Annotated in this window: 27 protein-coding genes; 5 read left to right on the top strand and 22 right to left on the bottom strand. The window is 60.5% G+C overall.

Going from position 1 to position 24856, the window contains the following annotated elements; all coding sequences use genetic code 11:
• Positions 1-166: 166 nt before the first annotated feature.
• The 8 genes from RBI05_RS07370 to RBI05_RS07335 form a co-directional block, all read right to left on the bottom strand.
• A complete protein-coding gene (locus tag RBI05_RS07370) occupies positions 167-1462 on the bottom strand; it encodes an ABC transporter permease (RefSeq protein WP_310550602.1) in 1296 nt (431 codons plus the stop codon).
• Positions 1455-2357, bottom strand: coding sequence for an ABC transporter ATP-binding protein (locus RBI05_RS07365; protein ID WP_310550601.1), 903 nt, complete (start codon positions 2355-2357; stop codon positions 1455-1457). The genes RBI05_RS07370 and RBI05_RS07365 overlap by 8 nt, the downstream gene beginning before the upstream one ends.
• Positions 2357-3289, bottom strand: coding sequence for an ABC transporter ATP-binding protein (locus tag RBI05_RS07360; RefSeq protein WP_310550600.1), 933 nt, complete (start codon positions 3287-3289; stop codon positions 2357-2359). The genes RBI05_RS07365 and RBI05_RS07360 overlap by 1 nt, the downstream gene beginning before the upstream one ends.
• Complete coding sequence (locus tag RBI05_RS07355) at positions 3286-3690, bottom strand: GntR family transcriptional regulator (RefSeq protein WP_310550599.1); 405 nt, start codon at positions 3688-3690, stop codon at positions 3286-3288. Before RBI05_RS07355 ends, RBI05_RS07360 begins: the two co-directional genes overlap by 4 nt.
• Before the next feature lie 24 nt (positions 3691-3714).
• The gene (locus RBI05_RS07350; protein ID WP_150459684.1) at positions 3715-4443 is read right to left on the bottom strand and encodes a hypothetical protein; all 729 of its coding nucleotides are present in this window, start codon (positions 4441-4443) and stop codon (positions 3715-3717) included.
• A 242-nt stretch (positions 4444-4685) separates the two neighbouring features.
• Positions 4686-5003, bottom strand: a complete 318-nt coding sequence (locus RBI05_RS07345) for a KGG domain-containing protein (protein WP_150459685.1) — start codon at positions 5001-5003, stop codon at positions 4686-4688.
• Between the two features lie 266 nt (positions 5004-5269).
• Positions 5270-5734: a DUF420 domain-containing protein gene (locus tag RBI05_RS07340; RefSeq protein WP_150459686.1), complete on the bottom strand. Its 465-nt coding sequence runs from the start codon at positions 5732-5734 to the stop codon at positions 5270-5272.
• 207 nt (positions 5735-5941) lie between these two features.
• Positions 5942-6130, bottom strand: coding sequence for a hypothetical protein (locus RBI05_RS07335; RefSeq protein WP_150459687.1), 189 nt, complete (start codon positions 6128-6130; stop codon positions 5942-5944).
• 513 nt (positions 6131-6643) lie between these two features.
• Here RBI05_RS07335 and RBI05_RS07330 point away from each other — a divergent pair.
• The 3 genes from RBI05_RS07330 (at position 6644) to RBI05_RS07320 (ending at position 9681) form a co-directional block, all read left to right on the top strand.
• Entirely contained in the window at positions 6644-7678 is a 1035-nt protein-coding gene (locus tag RBI05_RS07330) for a serine hydrolase domain-containing protein (protein WP_310550598.1), read from the top strand.
• Positions 7679-7765: 87 nt separating this feature from the next.
• Positions 7766-8104 carry a DUF4870 domain-containing protein gene (locus tag RBI05_RS07325; RefSeq protein ID WP_150459689.1) on the top strand — a complete coding sequence of 113 codons (339 nt, stop codon included), beginning with the start codon at positions 7766-7768 and terminating at the stop codon, positions 8102-8104.
• A 599-nt stretch (positions 8105-8703) separates the two neighbouring features.
• On the top strand, positions 8704-9681 hold the full coding sequence (locus tag RBI05_RS07320; RefSeq protein WP_310550597.1) for a diacylglycerol/lipid kinase family protein: 978 nt from the start codon (positions 8704-8706) through the stop codon (positions 9679-9681).
• 158 nt (positions 9682-9839) lie between these two features.
• Here RBI05_RS07320 and RBI05_RS07315 read toward each other — a convergent pair whose 3' ends face one another.
• From RBI05_RS07315 to RBI05_RS07290, 6 genes are all read right to left on the bottom strand, one after another.
• Positions 9840-10043: a hypothetical protein gene (locus tag RBI05_RS07315; RefSeq protein ID WP_150459691.1), complete on the bottom strand. Its 204-nt coding sequence runs from the start codon at positions 10041-10043 to the stop codon at positions 9840-9842.
• Between the two features lies 1 nt (position 10044).
• Complete coding sequence (locus RBI05_RS07310; protein WP_150459692.1) at positions 10045-11196, bottom strand: DUF4062 domain-containing protein; 1152 nt, start codon at positions 11194-11196, stop codon at positions 10045-10047.
• Positions 11197-11408: 212 nt separating this feature from the next.
• Complete coding sequence (locus RBI05_RS07305; RefSeq protein WP_150459693.1) at positions 11409-11987, bottom strand: xanthine phosphoribosyltransferase; 579 nt, start codon at positions 11985-11987, stop codon at positions 11409-11411.
• 37 nt (positions 11988-12024) lie between these two features.
• Positions 12025-12330: a hypothetical protein gene (locus RBI05_RS07300; RefSeq protein WP_150459694.1), complete on the bottom strand. Its 306-nt coding sequence runs from the start codon at positions 12328-12330 to the stop codon at positions 12025-12027.
• Positions 12331-12376: 46 nt separating this feature from the next.
• Positions 12377-13177 (bottom strand): TrmB family transcriptional regulator, encoded by an 801-nt coding sequence (locus RBI05_RS07295; protein WP_150459695.1) that lies wholly within the window; start codon positions 13175-13177, stop codon positions 12377-12379.
• Positions 13178-13999, bottom strand: coding sequence for a zinc ribbon domain-containing protein (locus tag RBI05_RS07290; protein WP_150459696.1), 822 nt, complete (start codon positions 13997-13999; stop codon positions 13178-13180).
• A 257-nt stretch (positions 14000-14256) separates the two neighbouring features.
• On the opposite strand from RBI05_RS07290, the gene RBI05_RS07285 reads away from it, so the two are divergent.
• The gene (locus RBI05_RS07285) at positions 14257-14907 is read left to right on the top strand and encodes a GTP pyrophosphokinase (protein WP_223879961.1); all 651 of its coding nucleotides are present in this window, start codon (positions 14257-14259) and stop codon (positions 14905-14907) included.
• Between the two features lie 179 nt (positions 14908-15086).
• Here the strand turns inward: RBI05_RS07285 and RBI05_RS07280 are convergent, their stop codons facing one another.
• Together RBI05_RS07280 and RBI05_RS07275 are read right to left on the bottom strand one after the other, a co-directional pair.
• Entirely contained in the window at positions 15087-15821 is a 735-nt protein-coding gene (locus RBI05_RS07280; protein ID WP_310550596.1) for a hypothetical protein, read from the bottom strand.
• 32 nt (positions 15822-15853) lie between these two features.
• Positions 15854-18940 carry a DEAD/DEAH box helicase gene (locus tag RBI05_RS07275; RefSeq protein ID WP_310550595.1) on the bottom strand — a complete coding sequence of 1029 codons (3087 nt, stop codon included), beginning with the start codon at positions 18938-18940 and terminating at the stop codon, positions 15854-15856.
• A 217-nt stretch (positions 18941-19157) separates the two neighbouring features.
• Between RBI05_RS07275 and RBI05_RS07270 the strand changes: the two genes are divergently transcribed.
• On the top strand, positions 19158-19946 hold the full coding sequence (locus RBI05_RS07270) for a TspO/MBR family protein (protein WP_310550594.1): 789 nt from the start codon (positions 19158-19160) through the stop codon (positions 19944-19946).
• Positions 19947-20099: 153 nt separating this feature from the next.
• Here RBI05_RS07270 and RBI05_RS07265 read toward each other — a convergent pair whose 3' ends face one another.
• The 6 genes from RBI05_RS07265 to RBI05_RS07240 form a co-directional block, all read right to left on the bottom strand.
• Positions 20100-20525 (bottom strand): RidA family protein, encoded by a 426-nt coding sequence (locus RBI05_RS07265; protein WP_408638312.1) that lies wholly within the window; start codon positions 20523-20525, stop codon positions 20100-20102.
• A gap of 37 nt (positions 20526-20562) precedes the next feature.
• Positions 20563-21246, bottom strand: a complete 684-nt coding sequence (locus RBI05_RS07260) for an NAD(P)H-binding protein (RefSeq protein WP_310550592.1) — start codon at positions 21244-21246, stop codon at positions 20563-20565.
• 37 nt (positions 21247-21283) lie between these two features.
• Entirely contained in the window at positions 21284-22558 is a 1275-nt protein-coding gene (locus RBI05_RS07255; protein WP_310550591.1) for an MFS transporter, read from the bottom strand.
• A gap of 96 nt (positions 22559-22654) precedes the next feature.
• Entirely contained in the window at positions 22655-24067 is a 1413-nt protein-coding gene (locus tag RBI05_RS07250) for a sensor histidine kinase (protein WP_310550590.1), read from the bottom strand.
• Between the two features lie 127 nt (positions 24068-24194).
• Positions 24195-24416, bottom strand: a complete 222-nt coding sequence (locus tag RBI05_RS07245) for a hypothetical protein (protein WP_150459704.1) — start codon at positions 24414-24416, stop codon at positions 24195-24197.
• A 135-nt stretch (positions 24417-24551) separates the two neighbouring features.
• The gene (locus tag RBI05_RS07240) at positions 24552-24755 is read right to left on the bottom strand and encodes a CsbD family protein (RefSeq protein ID WP_310550589.1); all 204 of its coding nucleotides are present in this window, start codon (positions 24753-24755) and stop codon (positions 24552-24554) included.
• Positions 24756-24856 lie beyond the last annotated feature (101 nt).

The following is a 24856-nucleotide window of genomic DNA, read 5'->3' as shown; positions in this document are numbered from 1 at the left end:
GTTCTCCCTTCTTATGACGAAAAACTTAATTTATTCCAAAATTATAAATAACCTGAACACTTCCTGACAAGGCAATACTTCTAGTTCTCCAATTAATCACAAAAAACCAGTGAGGCCCGGTGGGACCTCACTGGTTGCATGAAATTTACTTTGAGGACATTCAAATCTAGATCTTGTACGCCTTCATCGCCTTGCGCAGCTCCTTGAAGCTCGGACGCTTGCCGTACATGAGCACGCCGGTGCGGTAAATCTTCGCAGCCAGCCAGCCCATCACGAGGCTGCTGACCAGGAGAATCAGCAGCGAGACGATAATCTCCCAGGTCGCCACTTCGCCGACGCCGATCCGCAGCAGCATGCTGAGCGGAGAAGTGAACGGCACGAAGCTGGCAATTTTGACGAGCAGCGTGTTCGGAGCGGAGATGCTGAACATCGGCACGTACAGGTTGACGAAGCCGAGCAGCATGACCGGCAGCATCGCCTGGCCCAGGTCCTCGGTCCGGCTGACGATCGAGCCGAGCGCCGCATAGATCATCGCATACAGGAAGTAGCCCAGAATATAGAAGATCAGGCCGTAGACCAGCAGGCTGATGCTCATCTGCCCCAGATCAATATCGAAATCGTCGAGGATGCCGGCATTATTCGGCAGCATCAGGTTGACCGCCACCGTACCCGCTATAATCCCGATCTGCAGAAGCCCGATAAAGAAGATGCCGAGCACCTTGCCGAACATTTGGGCCAGGGGCGATGTGCTGGTAATCAGAATCTCCATAATGCGCGAGCTCTTCTCCGAGGTAACCTCGGAGGACACCATGTTCCCGGTCGTGGTCAGCGTGATGAAGAAGAGCATCATCAAGGCGTACACGATTACATAGTCGACGACTGCCGGCGAGTCTTCTTCGCCGCCTGCTGCGCCGTCTCCGCCGCCGTCTGCAATCTTGGCCTCGCCAAGCTGCACCGGCGTATTCATGGCGGTGATCTCCTGCTGGGTCAGCCGGTCTCCGGCAATGAGCTGCGCTTGGACCTGCTGCAGCGCCGCCTGGAGCTTCAGCTGAAAATCCTGGCCCATGCTTCCGTCCTTGCTGTGGAAGGTGACCGGCGGCAGTCCCTTGCCGGTTCCCTGCTCCAGCGTCAGGTAGCCGTCCAGATCGCCGTTATCCATCGCCTTGCGGAGCGCCGCATCGTTCTCCGACGGGTAGGAATCCACGACGAAGCCGTTCTCGGTTCCGGAACGCTGGGCATAGTCGCGCAGCAGATCGGCCGAGCGGGTTGCCTGCTCCGTGCCGGTCACGACGGCAATATGAATGCCGGCCGTATCGTCGTCGCCGCTGAACACCTTGACCATATAGGGGATATTCATCCCGATGCTGATCAGGATCACCATAATAAGCGTCGTCACCAGGAAAGCCTTCGTCCGGATCTTGTTCAGAAAGGTAAAGCCGATCACCGTGGACATATTATTCATGGGATTCACCTACCGCTTCAATGAAGATTTGGTTCAACGTCGGTTCCTTGATTTCAAAATGCTCCACTTCCGTCCCGGCCGCCGCCAGCTGCAAAATGCGCTGGGCTGCCGCCGGTTCGGCAATCTTGATGAAGTAGCCCTGCTCCGACTTGGCAACTCCCGTTACGCCGGCGATGCCTTCCAGACCCGCAAGCTCTGTCCGCGTCCGAAGCTGCACTTCGTTCCGGGGATAGCTCTTCTTGATATCCCGCAGATCCCCCTGCACCACCGTCTTCGAGCGGTCGAGAATCGTAATGTGGCGGCACAGTTCCTCGACATGCTCCATGCGGTGCGTCGAGAACAGAATGCTCGTTCCCTGATCCCGCAGCTCCTTGACCGTTGCCTTCAGCAGTTCAACATTGACCGGGTCCAGCCCGCTGAACGCTTCGTCGAGAATCAGGATCTGCGGCTTATGTACCACTGCGGCGATGAATCCCATCTTCTGCTGGTTGCCCTTGGACAGCTCCTCGATCTTCTTGCCGTAATATTCCGGCACCTCGAACCGCTCCAGCCAATACTTCAGACTCTTGTCGGCCTCGGAAGCCGACATCCCGCGCAGCCGGGCCAGATAAATGATCTGGTCGCTGATCTTCACCTTGGGATAGAGCCCCCGCTCTTCCGGCAGATAGCCCATCAGCTGGCGAAGCTCGTTGCCGTACGGCTTGCCGTTGTACAGAATCCGGCCGTTGTCCGGATAGATCAGCCCGAGCACCATGCGCATCGTTGTCGTTTTGCCGGCCCCGTTCGCCCCCAGCAGGCCGTAAATCTCGCCGCGTTCCACCTTCAAGTCAATATGGTCTACTGCGGTCTTGTCTCCATACTGCTTCACCACTTGTTCCAGCCTCAACGCTTCCATTACGATAACCCCTCCCCTGAGTTCAAGCCAGCCGGTTCATGTCCCTTGATCCACAAGCCCAAAATTTCTTCCAGTTCCAGACTTCGGCTCCCCTTTACCTTTACGCCAAGTTCGTCCAGACGTTTCCGAATTTCGGAAGAATTTGCTGCGACAAAAGAGGCCATCCCCTCGCCTTCCATCTGCGGCTCCATCAGCCCGGGCAGCTCCGCCTCAAGCTCCGCCTGTTCCTCCGGGCCGTCCGCCTGCACCCATATCCGGGCCCAGGCTGCAAAGAGCGCATCCTTCTCAGCCATGCCGAGCAGGCGGCCGCCGTCCATCGGCACGATATAATCGGCAAGCCGTCTGACCTCCTCCACCAGATGGGTGGAGATCAGGATGGTTGCTCTCCGGCGCTCGATATAGGCCTGAAGCGCTTCAATCATCGTCTTCCAGGCGAAAGGGTCCAGTCCCGAAGACGGCTCATCGAGCAGCAGCAGGCGGGGCGACGACGCCAGCGCTGCGGCCAGTTCGTATTTGCGCCGCTCGCCCTTCGACATCTTTCCGAGCCGGGTAGCGGCCGGAACCTCGAACTTCTCCATCAGCTCCGTGAACAGCGCGCTGTCCCAGTCCGGGTACCAATGGCTTCGGAACCGGGCCGCCTCGGCCGGCAGCAGGTCCCCTTCCTCCTCTCCGGGAAGCTCGGGAACGTAGGCGATCCGGCGCCGCAGCTCCAGCGGCAGCTCGCCGGACGACGGCGAGCCGTACCACAGAATCTCCCCTTCATCCGGTTGAATCAGCTTCAACAGCAGCCGCAGCAGCGTGGATTTGCCGGATCCGTTCTTGCCGACAAGCGCGGCGATATAGCCTTCCGGCAGGGCCAGGTTCACCGGACCGATCGTTTTGCCCCGCCGCCGCTTGATCACCCCGCGCATCTCTACCGCATTCGTTGTCATGAATGGTCTCCCCCGTCCATTCCGTATTGCCGTTCCAGCGTCTGCCGGAACAGATTCTCTACTTCTTCAGCGCCCATCTGCACCGAACGCGCGGCCTCGACCGCAGTCTCCAGCGCCTTGCGGACCGTCTCGGTGCGGTATTCTTCACGGGCTTCAGTGCCGACATGGGTGACAAAGGTTCCGGTTCCCTGCCGGGTTCGAAGCAGCCCTTCGTTCTCCAGGTCCTGATACACCCGTCTGACCGTAATCACGCTGCATTTGAGATTTCCGGCCATTTCGCGGATGGAGGGAAGCAGCGTGCCTTCCGTGATCGAGCCCCCGATAATCAGTGACCTCAGCTGACTCTCGATCTGGTGGTACAGCGGCTCCGCGCTGTTCTCGTCAATCTGTATCGGTATCACATCGTTCCACCCTCCTTGTCGGCCTCAAGCGAGGTCCCGGCGCTTCAGCCGCTGCAGCGTCCACCGGCCCATCAGCAGCAGGGAGGCCGCTCCGGCTGAGAGCATGCCCCACGGAAGCGGCGAAGCCAGTCCCCGGTCCCGGCATAAGCGGGCCGAGAACAGCAGGAGATTCCCGCCGGACAAGCCGACCGCTCCGGCAACCCCGGCAATCAGAGCCACCAGCACCACCATGGCCACAAAGTACATTCTGCCGCTGTGAGCCATCTCGAAGTGAATGAATACCGAGGTGATCACCAGACCGTAGCCGATCCAGGCCAGCACAAAGGCCAGATAGGCTGCCGGCGGCAGCGAATGCCGGGCATCGGGACTGAGCGCATACAGCAGGCCGAAGAAGATCAGGCCGTTCAGGCAGAAGGCGAGCAGAGACTGGAGCTGTCTTTTGCACAGAACCGCCTTCGACGGCACCGGCAGCGTACGCAGATAGGAGAGCGTCTTCGTGTACACATCGCTGCCCCAGTAACGCAGGGACCGGCGGCAGTAGACAAAGCCCAACATCGGCACCGTCAGCAACAGCAGATAGTCCGCAATAATCATCGGGTCCTGGTCCTTCAATCTCTCCTGAAGCATGACTCCGGTGAATAATCCGAAGTAGCCCATCATCACCAGGGAGAACGCCACGACCTTGATGATCCGCATTCGGGTACCCATCATCTCGCTCTTAAGCAAAAACCAGGCTTCTCTCATCGTACTCATTGATTTCTTCAACCTCGCTCATGTGTGCTTACTGTATATATCTATATGCACAGTATAATCACAAGGCAGATAGGCGTCAATATTTTCCTGCAAAAAAAGAGAACCCGGCCAGCCTGTCCGAAGATTTCTCTTCTTGGCTGGCCGGGTTCTCCGGCGTTCCCTCATTTATGGCTCCTCCGGAACCGGCGCGTTCTTGGCGCAGACCCGCTCCCGGGACCGGACCCGAATCATCGGGAGATCAATTAGGACCGTCCGCCTTTGCGGCCCGCTTCTTCGCGGCTCATCTTGCCGTTGCCTTCATTGCCGTTGCCGCGGGCTTCGCCGCCCTTGCGGCCGATTTCCTGATAGAACTCTTTATCGTGGCTGTCGGAGGTTGCTTCTCCGCCTTTTTTGCCGATTTCCTGATAGAAATCTTTGTCATGGTTCTCGGAGGTTGCTTCTCCGCCCTTCTTACCGATCTCTTGATAAAATTCTTTGTCGTGATTCTTGGATGTAGCTTCTCCGCCCAGACGACCTGCTTCTTCGCGACTCATCTTGTTGTTCTCATCGTTTCTTGCCATTTCCAACTCACTCCTCTGAATTTGTGGTAGTAGGGTGTGCCATGCGGCAACACTCTGTATTTAAACGTCTGCCCGTTATTCAAACGGATTTCACATCAAATGGGAAGTTCGTCCCGCCCTCACTCCCGCCTCTCCTCGTGATACCCATCCGGCGGAACGGCAATCTGGGAAGAAGGTCTCTTTTTGCCGGACGCCGCCTTTGGCAGAGAGCCTTGGAACGAGCGGAACCGCCGGCCTGACGGCCGGCGGTTCCTGTACTTGCGAGCTTAGGCTCCTATTATAATTTCCCATACCGGCTTGGTGTGGCCGCCCGGATACATCAGGTACAGCAGCACATAGACCGTACTTCCCGTGATGGCCGTAATGAACCAAATGACTGCCGTTACTCGTCCCCATTTGCGATGCTTCGCATACTTCTCCCGGAAGCCGAGCACCAGCGTCGTAATCCCGAAGACAGCGGCGACCGAAGCCAACACAATATGAAAGATCAGGAAGACGTAGTACAGACCCGACAGATGCGGGGGGCCGTTCCAGTCGGTGTTGCCCACAAACAGCGTCCGCGACGCATACACCAGAAAGAACAGAATCGCGAACACAGCGGCCCAGATCATAGTCTTCTTGTGCGCTTCGCGCTTGCCTTGAATAATGAGTCGCCAGCCGACCGCCACCAGTATCGCGCTGATTACGATAAAGGATGTGCTGATCGTCGGAAACACGGTGAATATGTCCATTCCGATCCTCCTCGAAGCTTCCCTGTACCGGGCAGCTCCTGTTTACACAGTCTGCCCGTTCTCTTGTTTATACCATTGATACGGGACAAAGCCAAGTCCGGTTCTCCAACAACAAAAAACCGCACCCGCGGTCCTGCCGCTTCGGTACGGTTGAATTCCAGTTCATCATGTAAGTTCGCGCTTGCTGCGCCGCGAGATGCGCTTCGGTCAGGAGACGGAAGAATTCATTCTGCCGAGCTCATGCTCGACCACCATCGTCAGTTCTTCCTCATAGCCGCCCGTAATCCGGTATTTCCGGACATATTCCTTGACGAATTTCTTGGGGTCCTTTGGCCGAAAAATCCGTGTCATCTCCCGCAGACTTTCCTTGACTTCATTGTGACCTTTGCTTGCCATGATCAGTTCCCTCCCAAAACATTGAAATGAATGCTCCGTCGTAGAGAATGCATGATGAAAAGTCCGCCGTTGCTTCTCGAAAATGCGGGCTGCCGTCAGGCTTGCGCGGCCCTGGGGCCGCATGCCGCATCTTCGGCTCGGCGCGGCTTCCGAAGAAGTCCCTCGTGAGCCTCCGGCCAGCATGCCGGTGAAGCAGGTTCGTCTATTTTGGGTCTGAGAAATGCAGGGGCGAATTACGCACCTGACCGTATAATAACCCGAAACCCAGGGGTCTGAATCATTGTACGGGTCTTATCCCCTTATTGTAACATATTCCGGACCAAGTTCCACCTTACCTGTCAACCATCCGCCAAAAAAATTTATTTCTCCCTGTCCGGAAACGGGAATACCTGTTCTATTATATACCGGAACCCGAACATTCGTACAGGGACCAGACGATTATATGCGAGAATGGGTAAGAATAAGGATAGACAGGCATTGCGCCTTATCCCTTCATTAGCGAGGAGCTGCTCCATGAAACAACCTGTACCCATTCTGCAGTCTCCGCAGCGGGCCGTCCCGTTCCTGCCCGCTGCCCGTCCCGAGGATACCGGCACCGCGCCGGACCCGCTTGAGGAAGCGCACCGCACCGTACTGCGCGAGTACGGCAAAATGCACAGCATGCTCGTTGCACGCGGAGGCCGCCTCATCTTCGAGCGCTATTACGGCGAAGGCGCGCCGGCCCGGCTGAACGATCTCCGCTCGGCCACCAAGAGCGTCACTTCGCTGCTTGTGGGAATCGCCGCCGGCCGGGGAGACCTGCCCGGCATTGAAACGCCCGCTGCCGGAATTCTCCGCCGCCATGTGCCTTACCTTCACTCGGAAGAGCTGCCGGAGATTACGCTCCGGCATCTGCTCACCATGACAGCGGGCTTCAGCTGGCAGACCGGCAAGCGGCTCGGCGAGCCGCTCATCGCGAAGTTCCACCGCGCCCGGCGGTGGGCCTCTTTTGCCATGAGCCTGCCCATTATCCGCGAGCAGATCGGAACGTTCCAGTACCGCAGCACCGACTCGCATCTTCTCTCCATGGCGCTGACCGAATGCACGGGGCTGGACGCCTTCAGCTATGCCAGGGAGCATCTGTTCGGTCCGCTCGGCATTGAACACGCGGCCTGGAACGCCAGCCCCGAGGGGCACAGCATGGGCCATATCGGGCTGCACCTGACCTCGCGCGATCTCATCAAGCTCGGCATCTGCCTGCTGGCGGACGGCCGGTACGGGCAGAAGCAGATTGTGCCCGCCGAATGGCTGAAGGATGCGCTGTCCGCCCAGACCTCCGGTTATCCCGCCTACGGCGACTACGGCTACCAGTTCTGGACAGGCGTCATGTCCGGTCAGCCGTTCACTCTGGCGCACGGACACGGCGGACAGCAGATTCTGCTGCTTCCCCGCCTGGATGCGGTCATCGTGTTCACTGCGGAGAGCCGCACCGGCCACTGGAAGCATCCGCGCAAGCTTGTGGAGCAGCATTTGATCCCGGCGATGACCGGCGCCGCCAGCCGTTCCTAGAACCCGTCCCTGCCCGCCGGCATAAGTTGTCCCGCTCCCGCATAGTCTGAGCATATGCAGACAGACCAACCAAGGAGCGTGAACGCCTTGTCCCCCTTCCGATCCTCCACCGGCCTCCCGGATTTCGCCGCGGCGGCCCTGTGCTATGCGATTCCGTTTGCCGGTTCCGTCGTCTTCCTTGCCCTTGAGAAACGCAGCCGCTTCGTTCTGTTCCACGCCCTGCAATCGCTGCTTGCCTTCGGCGCGCTCATGGCCGGACATATCGTCGCTGGCTTCATCCCGATCCTCGGCCCGCCGATTGCCGCCCTGCTCTCGCTGCTGGGCCTGGGGCTGTGGCTCTTCATGATCTTCCACAGCCTGCGCGGCCACTGGTACCAGCTCCCCTGGGCGGGGCCGCTGGCGGACCGGCTGATGCGGGGGTTGTGAGAACGGAAGAGGGATTCCTGTGCCGTTACAGGAACCCCTCTTTTTGTGCTGCCTAAGAACCTATTCTTCCTTTCCCGCAGCTTGATGACCGATACGATAATCAATCCATCGATCCAGCTCTTTCGTACTGAAAGAGTCCGTTCCGCTCAGGGTTAAGAAATGGATCCTGTTTTTGTCGCTCCAATTTTTGTTCTGTGATTCTAGGATTTCAAGATCCGGCCATAACTTTGATTTCATTACCCTGCTGAGCAAACGCGCTCCCTCCGATTGAAGTTAATCAAACTCAGATCGTCCCTGTTCATCCGATTTTGTTCCAAAAAGAACTACACCAAATCCCTCAAATACAATTATTGCACTTAATTCCATCATACACTCTGCACTACTATATGTAAATTACTGGATAATAGGGGGACTTCCCTAATATTTAAACTCGCTATCTTTAGGTGCCTTTATGTCCGAGACTACTTTATAATAATTAACGCAAGCGAATCCGATTAAAAGACAAGTACCAAGTATACGATTAAGTTCTGAAACTATATTCGGCCTAACTCCTTAAAGTTAAAGGAACACCGGGCCATTCTAATCGGAGGAAGGCTTCCATGTATTTGTTCATCATAAATCCCCGCGCGGGCGGCGGGGCGGCCGCCAAGGTATGGCAGGCCGCGCAGGAGACGCTGCGGGAGCGCGGCGTCTCCTACGAAGCGCTGCTTACGGGCAGCGCGGAGACCGCCGGCGCCGAGATCGCCCGGGCGCTGGGCCGCCGCGACGGCGCCTGGACCGCCGCCGTCGTCATCGGCGGCGACGGCACGCTGCACAGCGCGCTCGGCGCTGTCGCGGCGCACGGCGTGCCGCTGGGGATCGTTCCCGCCGGCTCCGGGAACGACACGGCCCGCGGCTTCGGCGTGCCGCTGGACGCGCCGAAGGCGCTGGAAGCCGCGCTGGCCGGATGCGCGGCTCCGGCCGACATGCTTCGCGCCGGCAGCCGGAACACCGTGACGGCGGTCGCCAGCGGCTTCGACGCGCAGGTCGCAGTGAACGTCAACCGCAGCCGCTACAAGGCCGTCTGCAACGCCCTGCGCGCCGGACGGCTGGCCTATCTCATCGGCGTGCTGCATACGCTCGCGACCTTCAAGCCGTGCCGGGCCCGCGTCGTCTGCGGCGGCGAAGAACGGTTCTTCGAGGACGTCTGGCTCGCCTCGGTCTGCAACCTGCCGTCCTACGGCGGGGGCCTGCGGATTGCGCCGCAGGCCGACAGCGCCGACGGCCTGCTCGACGTCTGCGTCGTGCACGGGATCGGCCGCTGGAAGCTGCTCCGGCTGTTCCCGACGCTGCTCCGCGGCAACCATGTGAAGCTGCCGTATGTAACCATGCTCCGCGGCGCCGAGGCGGAGATCGCCTTCGAGCGGCCGATGCCCGCCATCGGCGACGGGGAGCCGCTGCCCGCAGGGCCCCTCGCCGTACGCTGCGAGCCCGGGGCGCTGCGGGTGCTGTCGCCGCCCGCGGCGCGGGCCGCGTCCGCAACGGACAGCCCCCGCACGCCGGGCTCGGAGAAGCTTCTGCGCCAGCCTGCCGGCTAGAGGGAGTCCCGGCTTAGGAGAATGTCGGCACAGGAGGAAGCGCCTTGCGCGCGTTTCCCGTCCCGGCCCCCATCGCCGGTTCTGCGCACATCAAAATAACCCGCCGGCTTCCGCCGGCGGGTCTCTTCGCTTGTTCATGATTCATAATTAATCTGCAATCAGGACAACGCTCTTCGGTTCAGCTTCTCCATCATCTTCTCGATCGAAGCCGAAGTCTCCTCGTAAGCGAGCTCTTTCTTGCGCTGGTAATCTCCCGAAGGGCGTTCGATCGGCGAGAAGACCAGGGCATTCTTCGGATACCTCGCGCCTTTGACCGCTTCCTTCACATCTCCGTCAATGGACACAAACACCTTGGCTGCCACCCTAGATCACCCCTTCCAGGACCGAGATCGCGAGTTCAAACAACTCGCTGTTTGTATTCATCATACCATCTTCCACGTTTTTGCGGTAGTCCACATAGAATTCGGTATTCCAGCCTTCTCCGCAGGGGAAATGGAACGTCAGGACAAAGCCGCCGCCTTTGAGGCAGACATAGAGACAGTTGTTGTCCTCCCGGAAAAAGATGCTGTCATACCCGTGCTTCTGGGTCAGCACGACATAGGAAGACTCATCGGTCAGCTCGTAATCCTTGGAGGTCGCTTCCCCGGCCGATTCTACGAAGGCCATCCGGCCGTCTGCGTACCGGTACACCGTGACGGCGGTACAGTCGCGGAAGCGTCCGATCTCGCGCTTGACATAGCCGAAATCATTCACAATCAGGTTGCCCCGGGCGGACCGCTTCAATTCGCCCAGCAGCGCCTTCAGGTTCCCGGACCGGTCGAGCTTCAGATAAGGAAGGATGCGGGAGGTGAAGCCTTTGTAATGCCTCAGCTCTCGGGTCTGGGCCAGACTCGTTTCAATATCCTTCTTGTTTCTTAACATCTCTACGCCGTTGCGAAACATATCGCTCAGCAGCGAATCCCACGGAATCTGCACGCCGGGCGTCAGATTCTCGACGAAGATCTTCTCTTCGTTCATGATTTCATGCAGGAAGACCCAGACGTAGGGTTCCACATGGCTGAGCGATGGGCCGATCCGGTCCTGATGAAGCTTCAGATTCGCGATCATGTCCTGCGGAGACGGCCGGCCCGCTCCCCGGTCCCGGCATTCCCGGATATATCCGGACAGGATCGATTTGACGGTCCGCAGATACTCCGACTTGACGTCCACTTCGACGAATACCAGGATCGGCTTGCCGTCCTCCAGCGCCTGCTCGAACTCCAGATGGGTCACCGAGCGCCCGTGTTCCGTCACCGAGCCGGCATAGTAGCCGACGAACAGAACAAAGACGTCGCATTCCGTTACCATCCGGAGACATTTGGTTATGGAATCCTCTCCGTTCTGCCAGGCGCCGAAGTTCTTCTCGTACATCAGGGCTTCATGGCCCAGCGCGTTGATTCGCTCGAAGCTGTCGGCTCTGAGTCCCGCGAAGGACGCCTGAGAAGCCGAGCTCAGAAAAATCCGTGTTTTTGGCAACCGACATTCCCCTCTTTAACCGGAATCCCCAACTCTTGCTCCATAAATTGTATAATATTCCGGCCTTCTTTAGAAGGACCGGATGCCGGAATTCCGGAAATCCGGGCAGCGCAAACAGCCGCGCATGCTGTGCGGACGAGGGCCGTGAAGCCCTCTGTCCCCTGCGCGGCTGTCCCGCCGGTTCCGCCAGCGGTTGGCGGGCGGTTGTTGTCTTAAGACTCGTCCGCAAAGACGATCTGGCCGTCCGCAAGCGAAGCAATCCGTACCAGCGAATCCACGCGGTACCCGGCTTCCTGCAGCCGGCTCCCGCCGGGCTGAAACGCTTTTTCGATCACGATGCCGATGCCTGCGACGCTTGCGCCTGCCTGCTCGACGATCCGGGCCAGGCCGAAGGCGGCCTCGCCGTTCGCAAGGAAGTCATCCACAATCAGCACCCGTTCGCCCGGTGCAATGAACTTGCGGGATACCGTAATATCGCTGGTCACCCGTTTCGTGAAGGAATAGACCTGCTCGACGTAGATATCTTCGGTCAGCGTCAGCGATTTCTGCTTGCGGGCAAAAATCAGCGGCACCCCGAGCTCCAGCGCCGTCATAATGCCGGGGGCGATGCCCGACGACTCGATCGTCAGCACCTTCGTTATCCCTTCCCCCTCGAAGCGGCGGCTGAATTCCCGCCCGACCTCGCGCATCAGCACCGGGTCCATTTGGTGGTTCAGAAAGGAATCCACCTTCAGCACGCCCGAAGGCAGCACAATACCTTCCTGGATCACCTTGTCCCGCAGCAGCCGCATGTGCAGCGCCTCCTTCTTGTTGCGCCCGGCTGCCGCGCTAGAGTCCGGTCGGACGCTTCGGCAGCAGCTGGCCGATAATCTGTTTCAGTTCCTGGTCTTCCCCGGAATCCGGCTTGCCGGTATCCAGATCCGTTATCCGGATCTGCGAATACCCGGCGTTCGGGCTGACCGGCTCGAAGATCAGACGCTCGCGATCCGCCAGCCTCACGTCGAACTTCATGTCCTTGAACATGTCGATCAGCTGCTGCTCCTGAGGCGCCTCGCCCTCGCCCAGATAGATCAGACCGCGAAGCGGTTTCGGGCCTTCCGGATGCATGACTTCAAAATGAACGATACATTCCATCTCTGTCTCACCTCCCGCCCTCGTGATGGCGGCCTTGGACGCGCCGCTATTGATCTCCGCCGATATAAGGCTCGGCGATGCTCCGGTACCTGGGGCCGTAACGCTCTTCAAGCTCCGCCCCCATATCCTGCTGCAATCCGAACAGGACCAATTCCTGCATGAAGTGGCTCAGCAGCAGCTCCACGAGCACGCGGTGCTCGGTGACCACCGCCTGGGCCGAACCGTCTTCCTGGCGCATGCCGAGCATGCACCAGCTCCGGTCGATGACGAACGAGAAGCGCCGTCCGGGGCCGGCTCCCTCCGCTCCATACCCGCCGCCAAGAGGCGGCCAGACGGGAAGGGCGGCGGGCGCTGCGGCTTCGCCGCCGATCGCCCACAGCAGCCGGACGCCGCGCTCTTCCGCGCGTTCCAGCTCGCCCCGCAGCAGCGCAGCTTCCTCGCGCCATACATCGACCACGATTTCCTGCACAGCGCCGTCCAGACGGCGGACCAGCGTATCCAGCACATTCCGCTCGCCTTCTACGTTGTAGAACGTGCGGGCGTCGGGACCGCCGCGCGGCATCTCGCTCTCCACGTAACGCAGCGACGCTTCCACCCGTCCGGAGATCATGCGCGACAGCTCGCCGGGCTCCAGCACGCTGTAGCGGGACGGCTCCCCGTCTCCGCAGCGGAGATATCCCTGCTGGGTCAGACGCTGCAGGGCCGCATAGACGTTCGAGCGCGACAGGCCGAGCCGCTTGGCGACTTCATAGCCCGAAGAAGGGCCGATGGCCGCCAGCTCGACCATGATTTTCGATTCCATCTCCGTGAAGCCGAGACTGCGCAAGTGCTGCAACAATTGATCCATCTAGATCTGCTCCGAGCCGCAGCGCGGGCACCACATGGAGCCTTTGGGAAGGTCGGCGCGGCAGATCTGGCATTTCACCATATCCCGGCCCGCCGGCTCTCCGTCATCGTCCGCTTCCGTGTAGCCGCCGCCGCTCTTCCATTCGCGGATACGGCGGTCCAGTTCCAGTTGGCGCTCCCGCTCGCGCTCCAGTTCCTCGGCCAGCCGGCGCTCCCGCTCGTCGCCGCCCTCATGCAGGGCGTAATCCTCGAAGTCCGGCTGTTCGCCGTAAGCCTCATCGCCGTATGCCTCGTCCCCGTAGTCGTCCGTCCCCCGTTCCTGCGGGGCCGGCGCCTCCTTGCGGATAACGGGCAGATCGTCGGCATGCAGCACGCGTCCCTCTTCGGGAATTACAGCCGCATCCCGCCCGGCCGCAGCGGAGCCCCCTCCCGCCGGATACTCCGGCGCTTCGGGAGCCGGCGCAGGGGCCGCGCTCTCCAGCTTGCGTCCGCACTGCGGACAGAAACGGGCGTCCATGGAAGCCACATATCCGCAGGCGCAAAGCCGTTCATTCTTCAATTCCGCAATCCGCACGCGCAGATCGTCGATCTTCTCCTGATGCTTGGAGCACGTCCGGGCCAGTTCGGTCATCCGGCCCTCCGCCAGCGTCAGATCGCGGCCGCGGTACCCTTCATAGAATATCCGCCCCATCCGCAAAAATTCCATATCCATCTCTCGTTCGATCTCGGCGATCCGGCTGTTCAGCTTGCCGATCTCGACGGAGTTCGTTGCTTTCTCGCTTACCCGGTTGGCTCCGTCCTTTAAGCGCTGCAATAGATTCATTGTCCGTTCCTCCTTCTCCCCAATGAGCCAAACTTGACTCTATCATACCAAAACTGACGGGCAGATTCATTATCGGAGCGAATCAGGCTATTTTTTGCAGAGCGGTCTGCCGATAAGGTACAATGAAGAAGCCAAATACAAGGATCAGGAGAACCAACGTGGACGAACAGGAGAGCAGACATCTGGCCTTAAGCCAGCTTCAGCATCATGTCCAGGATTTCCGGCATTGGGAATGGGACGAAGCCGTTACCCGGGAGATGGAGGAGTTCAAGCGTCTTCCCGCCCTGTACCGCCTGGCGCTGAACGAGCTGCAGAACAAGATTGAGGCCATCAAGACCGAATGGCAGATGCGCGACGGCTACAGCCCGATTGAACATGTGAAATCCCGGATCAAGGAGCCCAAGAGCATTCTGCGCAAAATGGAGCGGAAGGGCTGCGAATTCAGCCTGAGCCGCATGGAGGACGTCATTCACGATATCGCAGGCATGCGGATCGTGTGCGCATTCGTTAAGGATATCTACCGGATCGCCGACCATCTCGGCTCCCGGGAAGACCTGCGCGTGCTGGAGATCAAGGATTATATCGCCCGCCCCAAGCCCAACGGCTACCAGAGTCTTCATCTGATTGTCGCCGTTCCGCTGATTCTGCTGGAAGGCACGCGGTGGGTGAAGGCCGAGATTCAGCTTCGAACGCTGGCCATGGATTTCTGGGCCAGCATGGAGCATATTCTGTACTACAAATACGACAAGCAGCTTCCCGCCCATGTCGCCGACGAGCTGCGGGAAGCCGCCCGGGCCGCCGACGAGCTGGATCAGAAGATGCTCCGGCTCCGCCGCGAAATTCTGGAGCTGGCTGCGGCGGAGAGCGAATCCGGCCCTTCCGCTTCTTCCGGGGACCCGGCCGATTGACCGGAGCGGTGCTTGCGTCCGTCGCGCGTGCGCCGTGCGTCTGACGCATCCGCACTCACGGGCGGTATACCTTATGTAATAACCGAAAGAGCCTCTCCATGAAGCCCGAAGGGCGGATGGAGAGGCTCTTGTTCTGCTGCCCCGGCCGACGACGGAACGGCGGACCGGCGCTTTCTTGGCTATTTCGGCAGCCGTTTGGCCCGCTCGGCGGCGGCCTCGGCCACCGCCTTCACAATCCGCGACAGCCCTTCTTCCACGCCCGGCGCGCCGGGCAGCAGCGCCGCCCAGGCCCCGGATGGCGGCGCCACCTCGGGATCGGCCGGGAAAGGCCGGCTGCGAACCTCCCGGAACTGCGGTCCCGGCTGGTGCAGCATCCCTTCCGCCGCCGCTTCCGACAGCCACTCGCCGGCCTGATCGCCCGGCCCGCGCCGCTCCAGGCGCGCAAGCTCGGCGGCCAGCCCTCCGGCCGCCGCGCCCTTGCTCCCCGCGCCGGCTTCGGCCGCAGCTGGCGCGGCGGCGGCCCAGGCGCCGAAGACGCCGCCCAGCAGCTCCCGCTTCGGCAGTCCGCGGAGCGCCAGCGCCAGATGCGGGCGGCTCTCCAGCAGCCGGACGAGCTGCCCGGCGGTCGGCGCGCCCTCGGACGCTGCGGCTTCAAGCCGCCCTTCCCAGGCGGCCAGCTCCCCTTCGTCCGGCAGCAGGCCCTCTTCGCGCAGCCAATCGGGAATTCGGCCGCGCATCAGGCCGTACAGCTCGCCGGGGCGGCTGCCCAGCCGTTCGGCCGCTGCGCGCAGGCGCGCCGGACTCCAGACGGCCGCCTCCAGCGACAGCTCGCCGGACGTGCCCGTTCCGGCCCCTGCGCCCAGCCGAAGCCGGCCGGGGACGGCGTCGACCGTCATTGTTCCCCTTGCATTCACAGGCTTCAGCCCCTCCGTCCGGACGGAATGCTTCACATCCAGTCCTGATTTTGCAGTTCGATCAATTCTTTGAGTTCCCGGTTCGACATTTCGGTCAGCCAGGCTTCGCCGGAGCCGACGACCTGCTCGGAGAGGCTCTTCTTGCGCTCGATCAGCTCGTCGATCCGCTCTTCCAGCGTCCCCTGGCAGATCAGCTTGTGCACCTGCACGTTCCGAATCTGTCCGATGCGGAAGGCTCGGTCTGTCGCCTGGTTCTCCACCGCCGGATTCCACCACCGGTCGTAGTGGATGACGTGGTTCGCCCGCGTCAGGTTAAGCCCGACGCCGCCCGCCTTCAGGGAGAGCACGAAGAACGCCGAGCCTTCGCCGTCCTGGAAGGAGCGCACCATTTCATCCCGCTCCCGCTTCGGCACGCCGCCGTGCAGGAAGAGCGGCGCGCGGCCGTACCGGCGCGCCAGCCGGCTGACCAGCAGCTGGCCCATCTCCACATACTGAGTGAAGATGAGCGCCGACTCGCCCAGCTCGGCAATGCTGTCGAGCACGCCGTACATCGCCTCCAGCTTGCCGGACTGCTCCTGCCGGGCAAGCCGCGTCTCCTCCTTGCGGTAGAGAAGCGGATGGTCGCAGATCTGCTTCAGCTTCGTCAGCGAAGAGAGGACCAGACCGCGGCGGGCCATGCCCGTGCTGTCCTCCAGCGAACCCATCATCTCGTCCACGACGCCCTGGTACATCAGCGCCTGCGTCTCGGTCAGCGGACAATACGATTTGATCTCCAGCTTCTCCGGCAGATCCTTCGAGATGTCCGGGTCGCTCTTGAGCCGGCGCAGCAGGAAGGGGGATACGAGCTTGCTCAGTTCTTTCAGCCTGCCGTTCTCCCCGCTCCCGTACCGCTGGCGAAAAGCATGGAACGTGCCCAGATAGCCGGGATTCAGGAAGTGGAAGATCGACCACAGCTCGCCGAGCCGGTTCTCGACCGGCGTGCCGGTCATCGCGATCCGGTGGGGCGCCGACAGCTTCATCACGCTCTGCGCCTGCTTCGTCCGGTAGTTCTTGATATACTGCGCCTCGTCCAGCACCACCGTTGACCAGATAATCCCCGCCAGATCGCCGCTGTCCCGGCCCGCCAGATGGTAGGTTGTCAGCACGATATCCCTGGCTGCGGCTTCCCGGCGGAACTCCTCGCCGCGCAGCCGGCGCACGCCGTGGTGGATATGAATGCTGAGCGACGGGGCGAATCGTTGCAGCTCGCGCTGCCAGTTGCCCAGAAGCGAAGTCGGGCACAGAATCAGCACCGGGCCCTTGTCTTCGGCCGCAGGTCCCCGGGAGGCCCGGTCGAGCAGGCAGGCGATGACCTGAATCGTTTTGCCGAGGCCCATATCGTCTGCCAGACAGACCCCGAAGCCCATATCGGTCATCGCCGACAACCACTGGAAGCCGCGCTCCTGATAAGGGCGCAGCGTGCCGTGCAGGCTGCCCGGCGCGAGCAGGGCCGGCATTTCCCGGCGAAGCTCGCCCCGCATCAGCGAGGCGAGCAGGCCCGTCGTCTCCATGCCGGCGACGGCAACGCCCTTCCACAGCCGGTCTTCGCTGTCCTCGGCCGACAAGCGCATCCATTCCGCCGCCGTCATTTCGCCGTTCTCGTGGCGCTTCATGTAGCGCAGCACCTGGCGGATCTCGCGCGGGTCCACCTCGACCCACTCTCCCCGGAAGCGGACGAACGGAACGCCCGCTTCCAGCAGCTCGTTCAGCTCCTCCGCGCTGATCGCCGTGTCGCCGAGCGAAGCCTCGATCCGGAAGCGAACGAGCTCTTCCAGCCCGAGCGAGAGCGCCCGGGCCTCCTCGCCGGCCGGCTCCGGCGGCTGCATGTTCAGCTTCAGGCCGATCCGCCGCCGCCCTTCCCGGCTCCAGCGGGACGGAAGCTGCACGGTAATCCGGCGTTCGGACAGCCGCGGCACCGCCTCTTTCAGAAAGACGTACAGCCGTTCAGGCGTCAGTTCGGCGCCCGTCGGAGCCGGATCCTCGAGCGCGCGGGCGATGTCGGCCGACAGCTCCGCCGCTTCGCCCAGCCCGTTCAGAAGCTGCTCCTGAATGTTGCGGTACTTGCGGCCCCACAGAGTGAAGTCCCGTTCGGCGCTGTTCCAGATGGCCGCCGCCGGCAGCCAGAAGCCCTGTTCCTCGCGGCTCTCGGCCCAGAATGACAGCCGCCAGCTGCCCTCTTCGCTGCCGGGCGGTTCAAGCCGCAGTCCCGCGGAGAGCGTTCCGCCGGAAGGCTCTCCGGCCCCTTCCACCCGGGGAATGCCGTCTTCCGCCGCCAGTCCCACCGTCTCCAGCAGGTCGGCGACCTCGGCCGCCGTCCCCTGCACGGGAATGTCGCGGCTGCCGGTCAGCAGACTGTTCCACCACAGCTCCGCGAGCGGCGAACGGCCCCGCCGGTAATCCGCCCGGTAAGGGGCCAGCTGGCCTTCCATGCCGGCGACAACCCGCTTTACCTCGGACTGGATGACCGCTTGCAGGAAGGAATAGAGCACCGAAGCCGCCGCCTCTTCGCGGACGAACGTCCCTTCTCCCGGTGCGGCATCCGTGCCGAGCCCGATCGCCGGCATGGACGCGGCCAGCTGCAGAAAGGCTTCCCGCTGCTCGCCGGTGCGCAGCACGGGAATCCAGCTGGCCCCGGCGGCCTGCTCGCCGCCTCTCCGGCGCGTCGAAGCCGCGCCGGGAGGCTGCGCTCCCGGGCCGAAGCCGCCCGTTCCGAGCAGCTCCAGCGCGAAGCGGGCCGCCGCCGCCCAGTAGGCGAGCTCGCCGCCCGGCTCGATACCCGCGCGCAGCGGAACGGATTCGTCCCAGGACAGGAGAAGCTCGAACGCCTCGCGCGGCTGCAGCGCCAAGCCCTCCAGTGTGCGGCCCGGCAGTGAGCGTCTGCCGCTTCTGCCCTCGGCGCGCGCGCCCGGCACCTTTACTTCGGCCAGACGCAGAGCGGCCCCTGCAAAGGGGCGCTGCCCCGCGCCGAACTCCAGCCTTTTGACCGCGCCGGTCCAGGCATCCACTTTCGGTTCCGAGGTCTCTCCGGAGAAGCAGAACCACACATCTCCCAACCACACTGCATACAGGTGCTTCGTCATCGTAATCTCCCGTCTTCTCTAGCCGTGCCCAGCCGAATATCCTTCAATCGCATTCATCCACCATCTTATACGAAAATCGTCTTTTTTAAAAACCCCTCATGAACTTTCGGACCCCGCGAAGGACCGAAAGCCTGTATAAAAAAGGATGACCATCCGGTCATTTTTGCCGCCAGCGGGTATAGAATGATAGAAACTTTTTGAAAGGAGGCCGCAGACCATGAATACCGCTCCGCAGCACATGTCCCGCAATTCGTCCTACAAATGGTGGAATCTGCTGTTCTATCTGGGCGTATTGACCGTCAATATTCTGTCCGTCGCCCTTCCGCTCGGAGGCCGCACCACCGGCGAAATCTCCGACCGGTACTACACGCTGGTCACTCCGGCCGGATATGCTTTCTCCATCTGGAGCGTGATCTACCTCCTGCTTGGAGGCTTCGTTCTGTACGCCTTCCGTCCCGCGGAGGGAAGGCCCTCTCCCGCCGAGCGGATCGGCGGCTGGTTCATCGCAAGCTGCGCCTTCAACATGACCTGGCTGCTGCTCTGGCATGCGCTCAAGATCGAACTTGCCTGGATCGCTATTGTCCTGCTGCTCGTCTCCCTGATTGTGATCTATAACAAGACCCGGGTTATTGAATACCCGACCGCCGGAGAGCGCTGGCTGGTCAAGCTGCCGTTCAGCATCTATCTGGGCTGGCTGTGCGTCGCGACGATTGTCAACACAGCGGTTGTTCTGGAGAAGAACGGGTGGAGCGGCTGGGGGCAGCCGGACAGCTTCTGGGCCGCTGCCGTACTGACCGCAGGCGCCCTGCTGGCGGCCTATATCGCCTGGACCCGGAGCGATGCGGTGCTGCCCCTTGTCTTTGTCTGGGCCTACATCGCCATTGGATTGGAGCATGATGACGTCCGGGCGGTCTATCTGACCGCTTGGATTGCCGCCGGAGTCCTGCTCGCCCTATCTGCCTGGGTGTTCTTCCGGCGGGGCCGGGATGGCCGTTACCGGATTTAGCTGCGGCTCTTCAGAAGCGAAAGCCCGGGGCGCAATTCATGCGCCTCGGGCTCTCATGTTCAATCTCCGGTTGTCCGCTTTCGGTTGCCCGCCTTCTTCAAAATCCGATTGCCGGCAGGGCGGCTGCCGCAAACGTATCCCTATGCCTCCGATTTACTTCGCCCGGGCCACGGCCTCGATCTCCAGCAGTCCGTCCTTTGGCAGCCGGGCGACCTCCACGGCGCTGCGCGCCGGGTACGGCTCGCTGAAGAAGCTGCTGTACACCGCGTTCACTGCCGCAAAGTCGTTCATATCCTTGAGGAAGACCGTCGTCTTCACGACCTGGTCGAGCGATGCGCCGGCTTCCTCCAGAATGGCCTTCAGATTATTCAGCGACTGGCGGGCCTGCGCTTCGACACCCTCGGCGAGTTCCCCGGTAGCCGGATCAAGACCTAACTGGCCCGAGGTGTAGACCCAATGCCCTGCAATTACCGCCTGGCTGTAAGGCCCGATTGCTCCCGGGGCCTGCTTCGTTGCTACCTGTTTCTTGCTCACTGTCCATCTCTCCTTCTCATCAGCGCCTGGCTGGAATGGTCCCATTGTACGACGGCTCTCCAATGCGGCGCAATCCGGCCCTTCATCTTCCTGCCGGTTCCTGCCGGCTTCCCAGCACCTGAATGACATCATTGGTGTAAATATGGGAGCCGTGCGCCCCGGACTCTGCGACAGCCGCCATCGCCCGGGCCACCGTATCTCCGGTTACGGCCCGGTAGACGGCCGCGCGGCCCACCATCAGACCGCCGAACGCTCGCATGGCGGCTCCTGCCAGCCGTTCGCCGAACCGGAACTCCTCGCGGGTTCCAAGCAGCAGCGACGGCCGGAACAGGTGAATGCCGGGAATTCCCGAGCCCAGCACGCCTTCTTCCATCCGGCCTTTGGTCCGGAGGTAGAAGTTCTTGGAATGCGCATGCGCTCCCAGCGACGATATGGCCAGGTATTGGCCAACTCCGGCCTGCCGGGCCAGTCTCGCGGCCGCAAGCGGATAATGAAGGTCCACTTTCTCAAAAGCCGGCTGCGATCCCGCCTTCTTAATTGTTGTTCCCAGGCAGCTGAAGACCGCATCCACGCCTTCGAACAGAGCCGTCTGAAGGTCGAGTCTGTCCCAATCGACCGGGTACTCGGTCAGCTTGTCATGCTGCAGCCCCGTGCTGCGGCGAACCAGCACCCGCACCTCGCCCCAGCTCTCCCGAAGCAGCAGCTCCTTCGTCAAGGCCCGGCCTACGAGGCCGGTGGCTCCCAGCACCAATGCGGTTCTGGCCATTGGCCCTTCCTCCTCTCTATATTCCGCCGCAGCCGGCCTAGCGCTCTCTCAGAAGCACCCGGCGGCCGACGGCGGCCATGAGCACAATCATGAATCCTCCGACCACAAGCTGCATGCCGTAGACTTGGGTCCAATGCGGCCAATCCTTGATCCATTCGTAGATCTGCCCGCCGACAAGCGGCCCGAAGAACGCTGCCAGACCGGTCAGAGAAGAGTAGACGGCCATGTACATCGGCCGCTCCTTCTTCGGCGTATCCCCGATCATATAGTTGAAGGCGAGCTGGTTGAAGCCGCCGATGCCGATCCCATAGATCATATGCGCCGCCAGAAGCACGGCCAGCATCGGCAGCGCGGACAGCAGCCCCCAGGTCAGCGAGGACAGGGCGATGACCGGCAGCGTCCAGAAGAGCAGCTTCTTATTGCTGTGCCGGGCATTCAGATTCCCCCAGAAGTAGAAGCCCGCCATCATGCAGACGGTCTGGGTGACATTCAGCAGAGACAGCGTCTTGTAGTTGATGTCCAGCAGTTCGAGCATGACATAGGAGTAGAGTGGAATGACCAGATTCTGCAGCAGCAGCCATGCCGCCAGGAACAGGGTGGAACGCATGAAGCCGGCGTCGTTCAGCGGTTTTTTGAACATCGGCCAGAAGCGGTTCTCCTCCGACTTCTCGAATTCCACATCCGGGTAGAAGAAGAAGATGACCACATTCGACAGCGCAAAGACCCAGACCACGATATACAGAATCAGAAACCCGTGCCCGCCCGGATAGCGGTCGAGCAGGATGCCGCCTCCGAACATCGCCAGGCTCCCCAGCGCGTTCAGAAGCGTATTGCGGATGCCGAAATAACGTCCGCGCACGCGCGCCGGGACAAGGTCTCCGATGACGGAACTCCAGAGTACTCCGCCTGCCGTTCCGAAGAACGCTGCAACCGAATACAGAAGAATAAAGGCGGCAACCCAATAGGACTGAGGAAGAAGAAGCGGGATCAGTCCGGTGGATATCCAGAGAACCCGATGCAGACCGATAAAGGTGACGAGCGCCCATTTGCGGCTCGGCAGCTTCTGGATGAAGAAGGCGACGGCGATCTGGCCGATATTCGCCAGTGTCGTAATTGCCAGCACGAAGCCGATTTGGCCGGATGTCGCCCCGAGATAGAGCAGAAAGCCGGTCAGAAACTGACCCTGAAGCAGCACCTGGAAGATCGTGGAGGGAACTCCCTCCCAGGTAGCCATGTATAAATTTTTGCGGTGAACGGAGGGTCCCTTTCTGGCGGGAACAGGATTCCCGGACCGGCCGAGCTTGATATTCATGGTGTCTTGACACTCCTTTGACGCGGACGTATGGCCTCATTCTACCCGACCGTCGCAGGGCGTCAATACGAGAGAATTCCAAAAACGTTTGGAGGTTTATCTTCCTCCCGGAGAAATCGGCAAATACAGGGAGAACGTGCTGCCCTTGCCCTCCTCGCTGTTCAGTACAATAAACCCGCCCAGCAGGCGAGCCAGGTCCCGGCTGATTGACAGTCCCAGACCCGTACCGCCGTACTGGCGGCTGATCGTGCCGTCGGCTTGCTGGAACGCCTCAAATATGCGGACATGCTTGTTCTTCGCTATTCCGATTCCGGTATCCCGGACATCGAAGGCGATCCATTCCGTCTCCCGCTTGCCGTCCCGGCGGCGTTCGGTTCTGATCGTCAGGCTGACTCCGCCGCTGTGGGTGAACTTGAAGGCATTGGAGAGCAGGTTCCGGAGAATCTGCTGGATGCGCTGGGGATCGGAGACGATAAAGTCAGGCAGGCCCTCCTGCTCTACCAGTTCGAACTGAAGGCCCTTCTGCCGGGCGATAACATCGAATTGCTGCCAGACAAGAACCGGAATCTCACTGACGCTGATAATTTCATTGGCGACTTCCAGCTTGCCCGCCTCAACTTTGGAGAGATCAAGAATATCATTGATAAGCAGCAGCAGATCCTGGCCCGAACGGTGAATGATGGAGCCGTAGACCGAAATCTCTTCCCCGGTCAGCGAACCTTCATGCTCCTCGACCATCTGCGAGAGATTGATGATGCTGTTGAGCGGGGTGCGCAGCTCGTGCGACATATTGGCCAGAAATTCCGATTTATACTGGGAGGCAATCATCAGCTGCTTGGCCCGCTCCTCCAGAACGATCTTGTTCTTGTGCAGCTCTTCCGTCTGTTCGGAGAGCAGACGGTTGGCCTGCTGGATCTGCTGCGAACGCATATGCTCCAGATGGAAGTCCCGGGCGATAAGGCCGAACAGGATACTGAGCACAACACCGCCAGGCAGCGTAGCCGGCATAATATCGGTCATATATCGGCCGAAAGGGATCACGCCGAAGACCGCGATGTTCACCGTGTTCAGGATATTGATGACGAGAATGACAATCAAGCCCTTCACAAGGACCGAAGTCCGGGAACGCCGGAGCCAGGGAGTCATTGCCGCAGCCGCCAGCCCCAAGAGAGAAAGGTTGAGCACCCCGACATAAGCGGCGGGGGTGAGCCCGAAGGTAAGGCGCATCAGTCCGGTGCCGATACCGATCACAATCAGCAGAAGCGGCTGCGGATAGGCTACGGCGGAGATGATAAGCGGCACGATGCGCAGATCAAAGATGACGTTCTCGTCGAGCTTGTATCCGAAGAACGAGCTCGTCCATCCGGCAAAGATGGCGATAAGCACCCAGCCCGCCGTCTTCAGGTGAACCGGAGCTCTGCCGAGCACATGTTTATAAATCACATTGCCTATGTATGCTACGGTAATCAGAACCGCCGTATTAATTAGAAATACCTTGATATATTCCATGGGTTCACTCCTGCCGGTTCCTCCATATTTATACAGCCTATTCATATCCAGTATTTATCTTATCATAGGCCGGAAGATTAAGCATGGGAACAGAAGGTTCTCCGGCCAAAAGAAAAAGAAGCGCAAATCAGGCTCGATTTGCGCTTCTTCCCGTGAACATCAGCCACGGCTTGAACGGATTCAGCCGCATTCGCCGCTGCACTGCGCTTCCGGAAGAACCGGCTGCCGGAAGGACTTCGTAGAGAGAGGCGGCGTCCACCGCATGTTCAGGCTCCGTCTCTACCCCTGTCTCGGGGAGTATATAATACCGGGTATGATACGTCGAGATCAGGTCTCCCTGCTGCGTCATTACCCGGTCTCCTTGAATTTCAAGGATTCTGCCCGATATAACGTGCGATCGGTACATGGACATCGCCTCTTCATTTAGACATTTAGATATGAAAGAATCCATCCGGCCGGGCCGGCCTGATTCATGAAGATCCGGTTAATCGCGATAGGAACGTCCCCAGGAAGTATATTCTTCTTCCGCAGCTTCTTTAGTGTGTCCGTAACGTTCTTGAAGCTTGCCGACCAGCTTGTCCTTCTCGCCGTCAATGACATCGAGATCGTCATCGGTCAGTTTGCCCCACTGCTTCTTAGCTTCGCCCTTCAGCTGATTCCATTTTCCTTTGAATACATGGCTGTCCATTTCGATCACTCCTTCAGTTGATGTCGATCATACCTAACATTACCCGTCCCCCTCTGGAGTGAATCCGCGTTGAAAAGAGAGACGATGCTGAAATAAGTCGC

The organism is Paenibacillus glufosinatiresistens (genome assembly GCF_031470375.1).
In the GTDB taxonomy this organism is placed as follows: domain Bacteria; phylum Bacillota; class Bacilli; order Paenibacillales; family Paenibacillaceae; genus Paenibacillus_AQ; species Paenibacillus_AQ glufosinatiresistens.
Note: the sequence above shows the minus strand (reverse complement) of the source record. Positions and strands in the feature narration are given on the sequence as shown.

Coding starts and splice junctions, on each gene's coding strand:
- RBI05_RS07365 (WP_310550601.1), bottom strand. CDS start 2,357: ATGGAAGCGTTGAGGCTGGAACAAGTGGTGAAGCAGTATGGAGACAAG.
- RBI05_RS07330 (WP_310550598.1), top strand. CDS start 6,644: ATGAAACAACCTGTACCCATTCTGCAGTCTCCGCAGCGGGCCGTCCCG.
- RBI05_RS07350 (WP_150459684.1), bottom strand. CDS start 4,443: ATGAGTACGATGAGAGAAGCCTGGTTTTTGCTTAAGAGCGAGATGATG.
- RBI05_RS07335 (WP_150459687.1), bottom strand. CDS start 6,130: ATGGCAAGCAAAGGTCACAATGAAGTCAAGGAAAGTCTGCGGGAGATG.
- RBI05_RS07295 (WP_150459695.1), bottom strand. CDS start 13,177: ATGGATCAATTGTTGCAGCACTTGCGCAGTCTCGGCTTCACGGAGATG.
- RBI05_RS07255 (WP_310550591.1), bottom strand. CDS start 22,558: ATGAATATCAAGCTCGGCCGGTCCGGGAATCCTGTTCCCGCCAGAAAG.
- RBI05_RS07265 (WP_408638312.1), bottom strand. CDS start 20,525: ATGGGACCATTCCAGCCAGGCGCTGATGAGAAGGAGAGATGGACAGTG.
- RBI05_RS07285 (WP_223879961.1), top strand. CDS start 14,257: ATGGAGGAGTTCAAGCGTCTTCCCGCCCTGTACCGCCTGGCGCTGAAC.
- RBI05_RS07270 (WP_310550594.1), top strand. CDS start 19,158: ATGAATACCGCTCCGCAGCACATGTCCCGCAATTCGTCCTACAAATGG.
- RBI05_RS07320 (WP_310550597.1), top strand. CDS start 8,704: ATGTATTTGTTCATCATAAATCCCCGCGCGGGCGGCGGGGCGGCCGCC.
- RBI05_RS07245 (WP_150459704.1), bottom strand. CDS start 24,416: ATGACGCAGCAGGGAGACCTGATCTCGACGTATCATACCCGGTATTAT.
- RBI05_RS07305 (WP_150459693.1), bottom strand. CDS start 11,987: ATGCGGCTGCTGCGGGACAAGGTGATCCAGGAAGGTATTGTGCTGCCT.
- RBI05_RS07370 (WP_310550602.1), bottom strand. CDS start 1,462: ATGAATAATATGTCCACGGTGATCGGCTTTACCTTTCTGAACAAGATC.
- RBI05_RS07260 (WP_310550592.1), bottom strand. CDS start 21,246: ATGGCCAGAACCGCATTGGTGCTGGGAGCCACCGGCCTCGTAGGCCGG.
- RBI05_RS07300 (WP_150459694.1), bottom strand. CDS start 12,330: ATGGAATGTATCGTTCATTTTGAAGTCATGCATCCGGAAGGCCCGAAA.
- RBI05_RS07360 (WP_310550600.1), bottom strand. CDS start 3,289: ATGACAACGAATGCGGTAGAGATGCGCGGGGTGATCAAGCGGCGGCGG.
- RBI05_RS07275 (WP_310550595.1), bottom strand. CDS start 18,940: ATGACGAAGCACCTGTATGCAGTGTGGTTGGGAGATGTGTGGTTCTGC.
- RBI05_RS07340 (WP_150459686.1), bottom strand. CDS start 5,734: ATGGACATATTCACCGTGTTTCCGACGATCAGCACATCCTTTATCGTA.
- RBI05_RS07240 (WP_310550589.1), bottom strand. CDS start 24,755: ATGGACAGCCATGTATTCAAAGGAAAATGGAATCAGCTGAAGGGCGAA.
- RBI05_RS07345 (WP_150459685.1), bottom strand. CDS start 5,003: ATGGCAAGAAACGATGAGAACAACAAGATGAGTCGCGAAGAAGCAGGT.
- RBI05_RS07290 (WP_150459696.1), bottom strand. CDS start 13,999: ATGAATCTATTGCAGCGCTTAAAGGACGGAGCCAACCGGGTAAGCGAG.
- RBI05_RS07250 (WP_310550590.1), bottom strand. CDS start 24,067: ATGGAATATATCAAGGTATTTCTAATTAATACGGCGGTTCTGATTACC.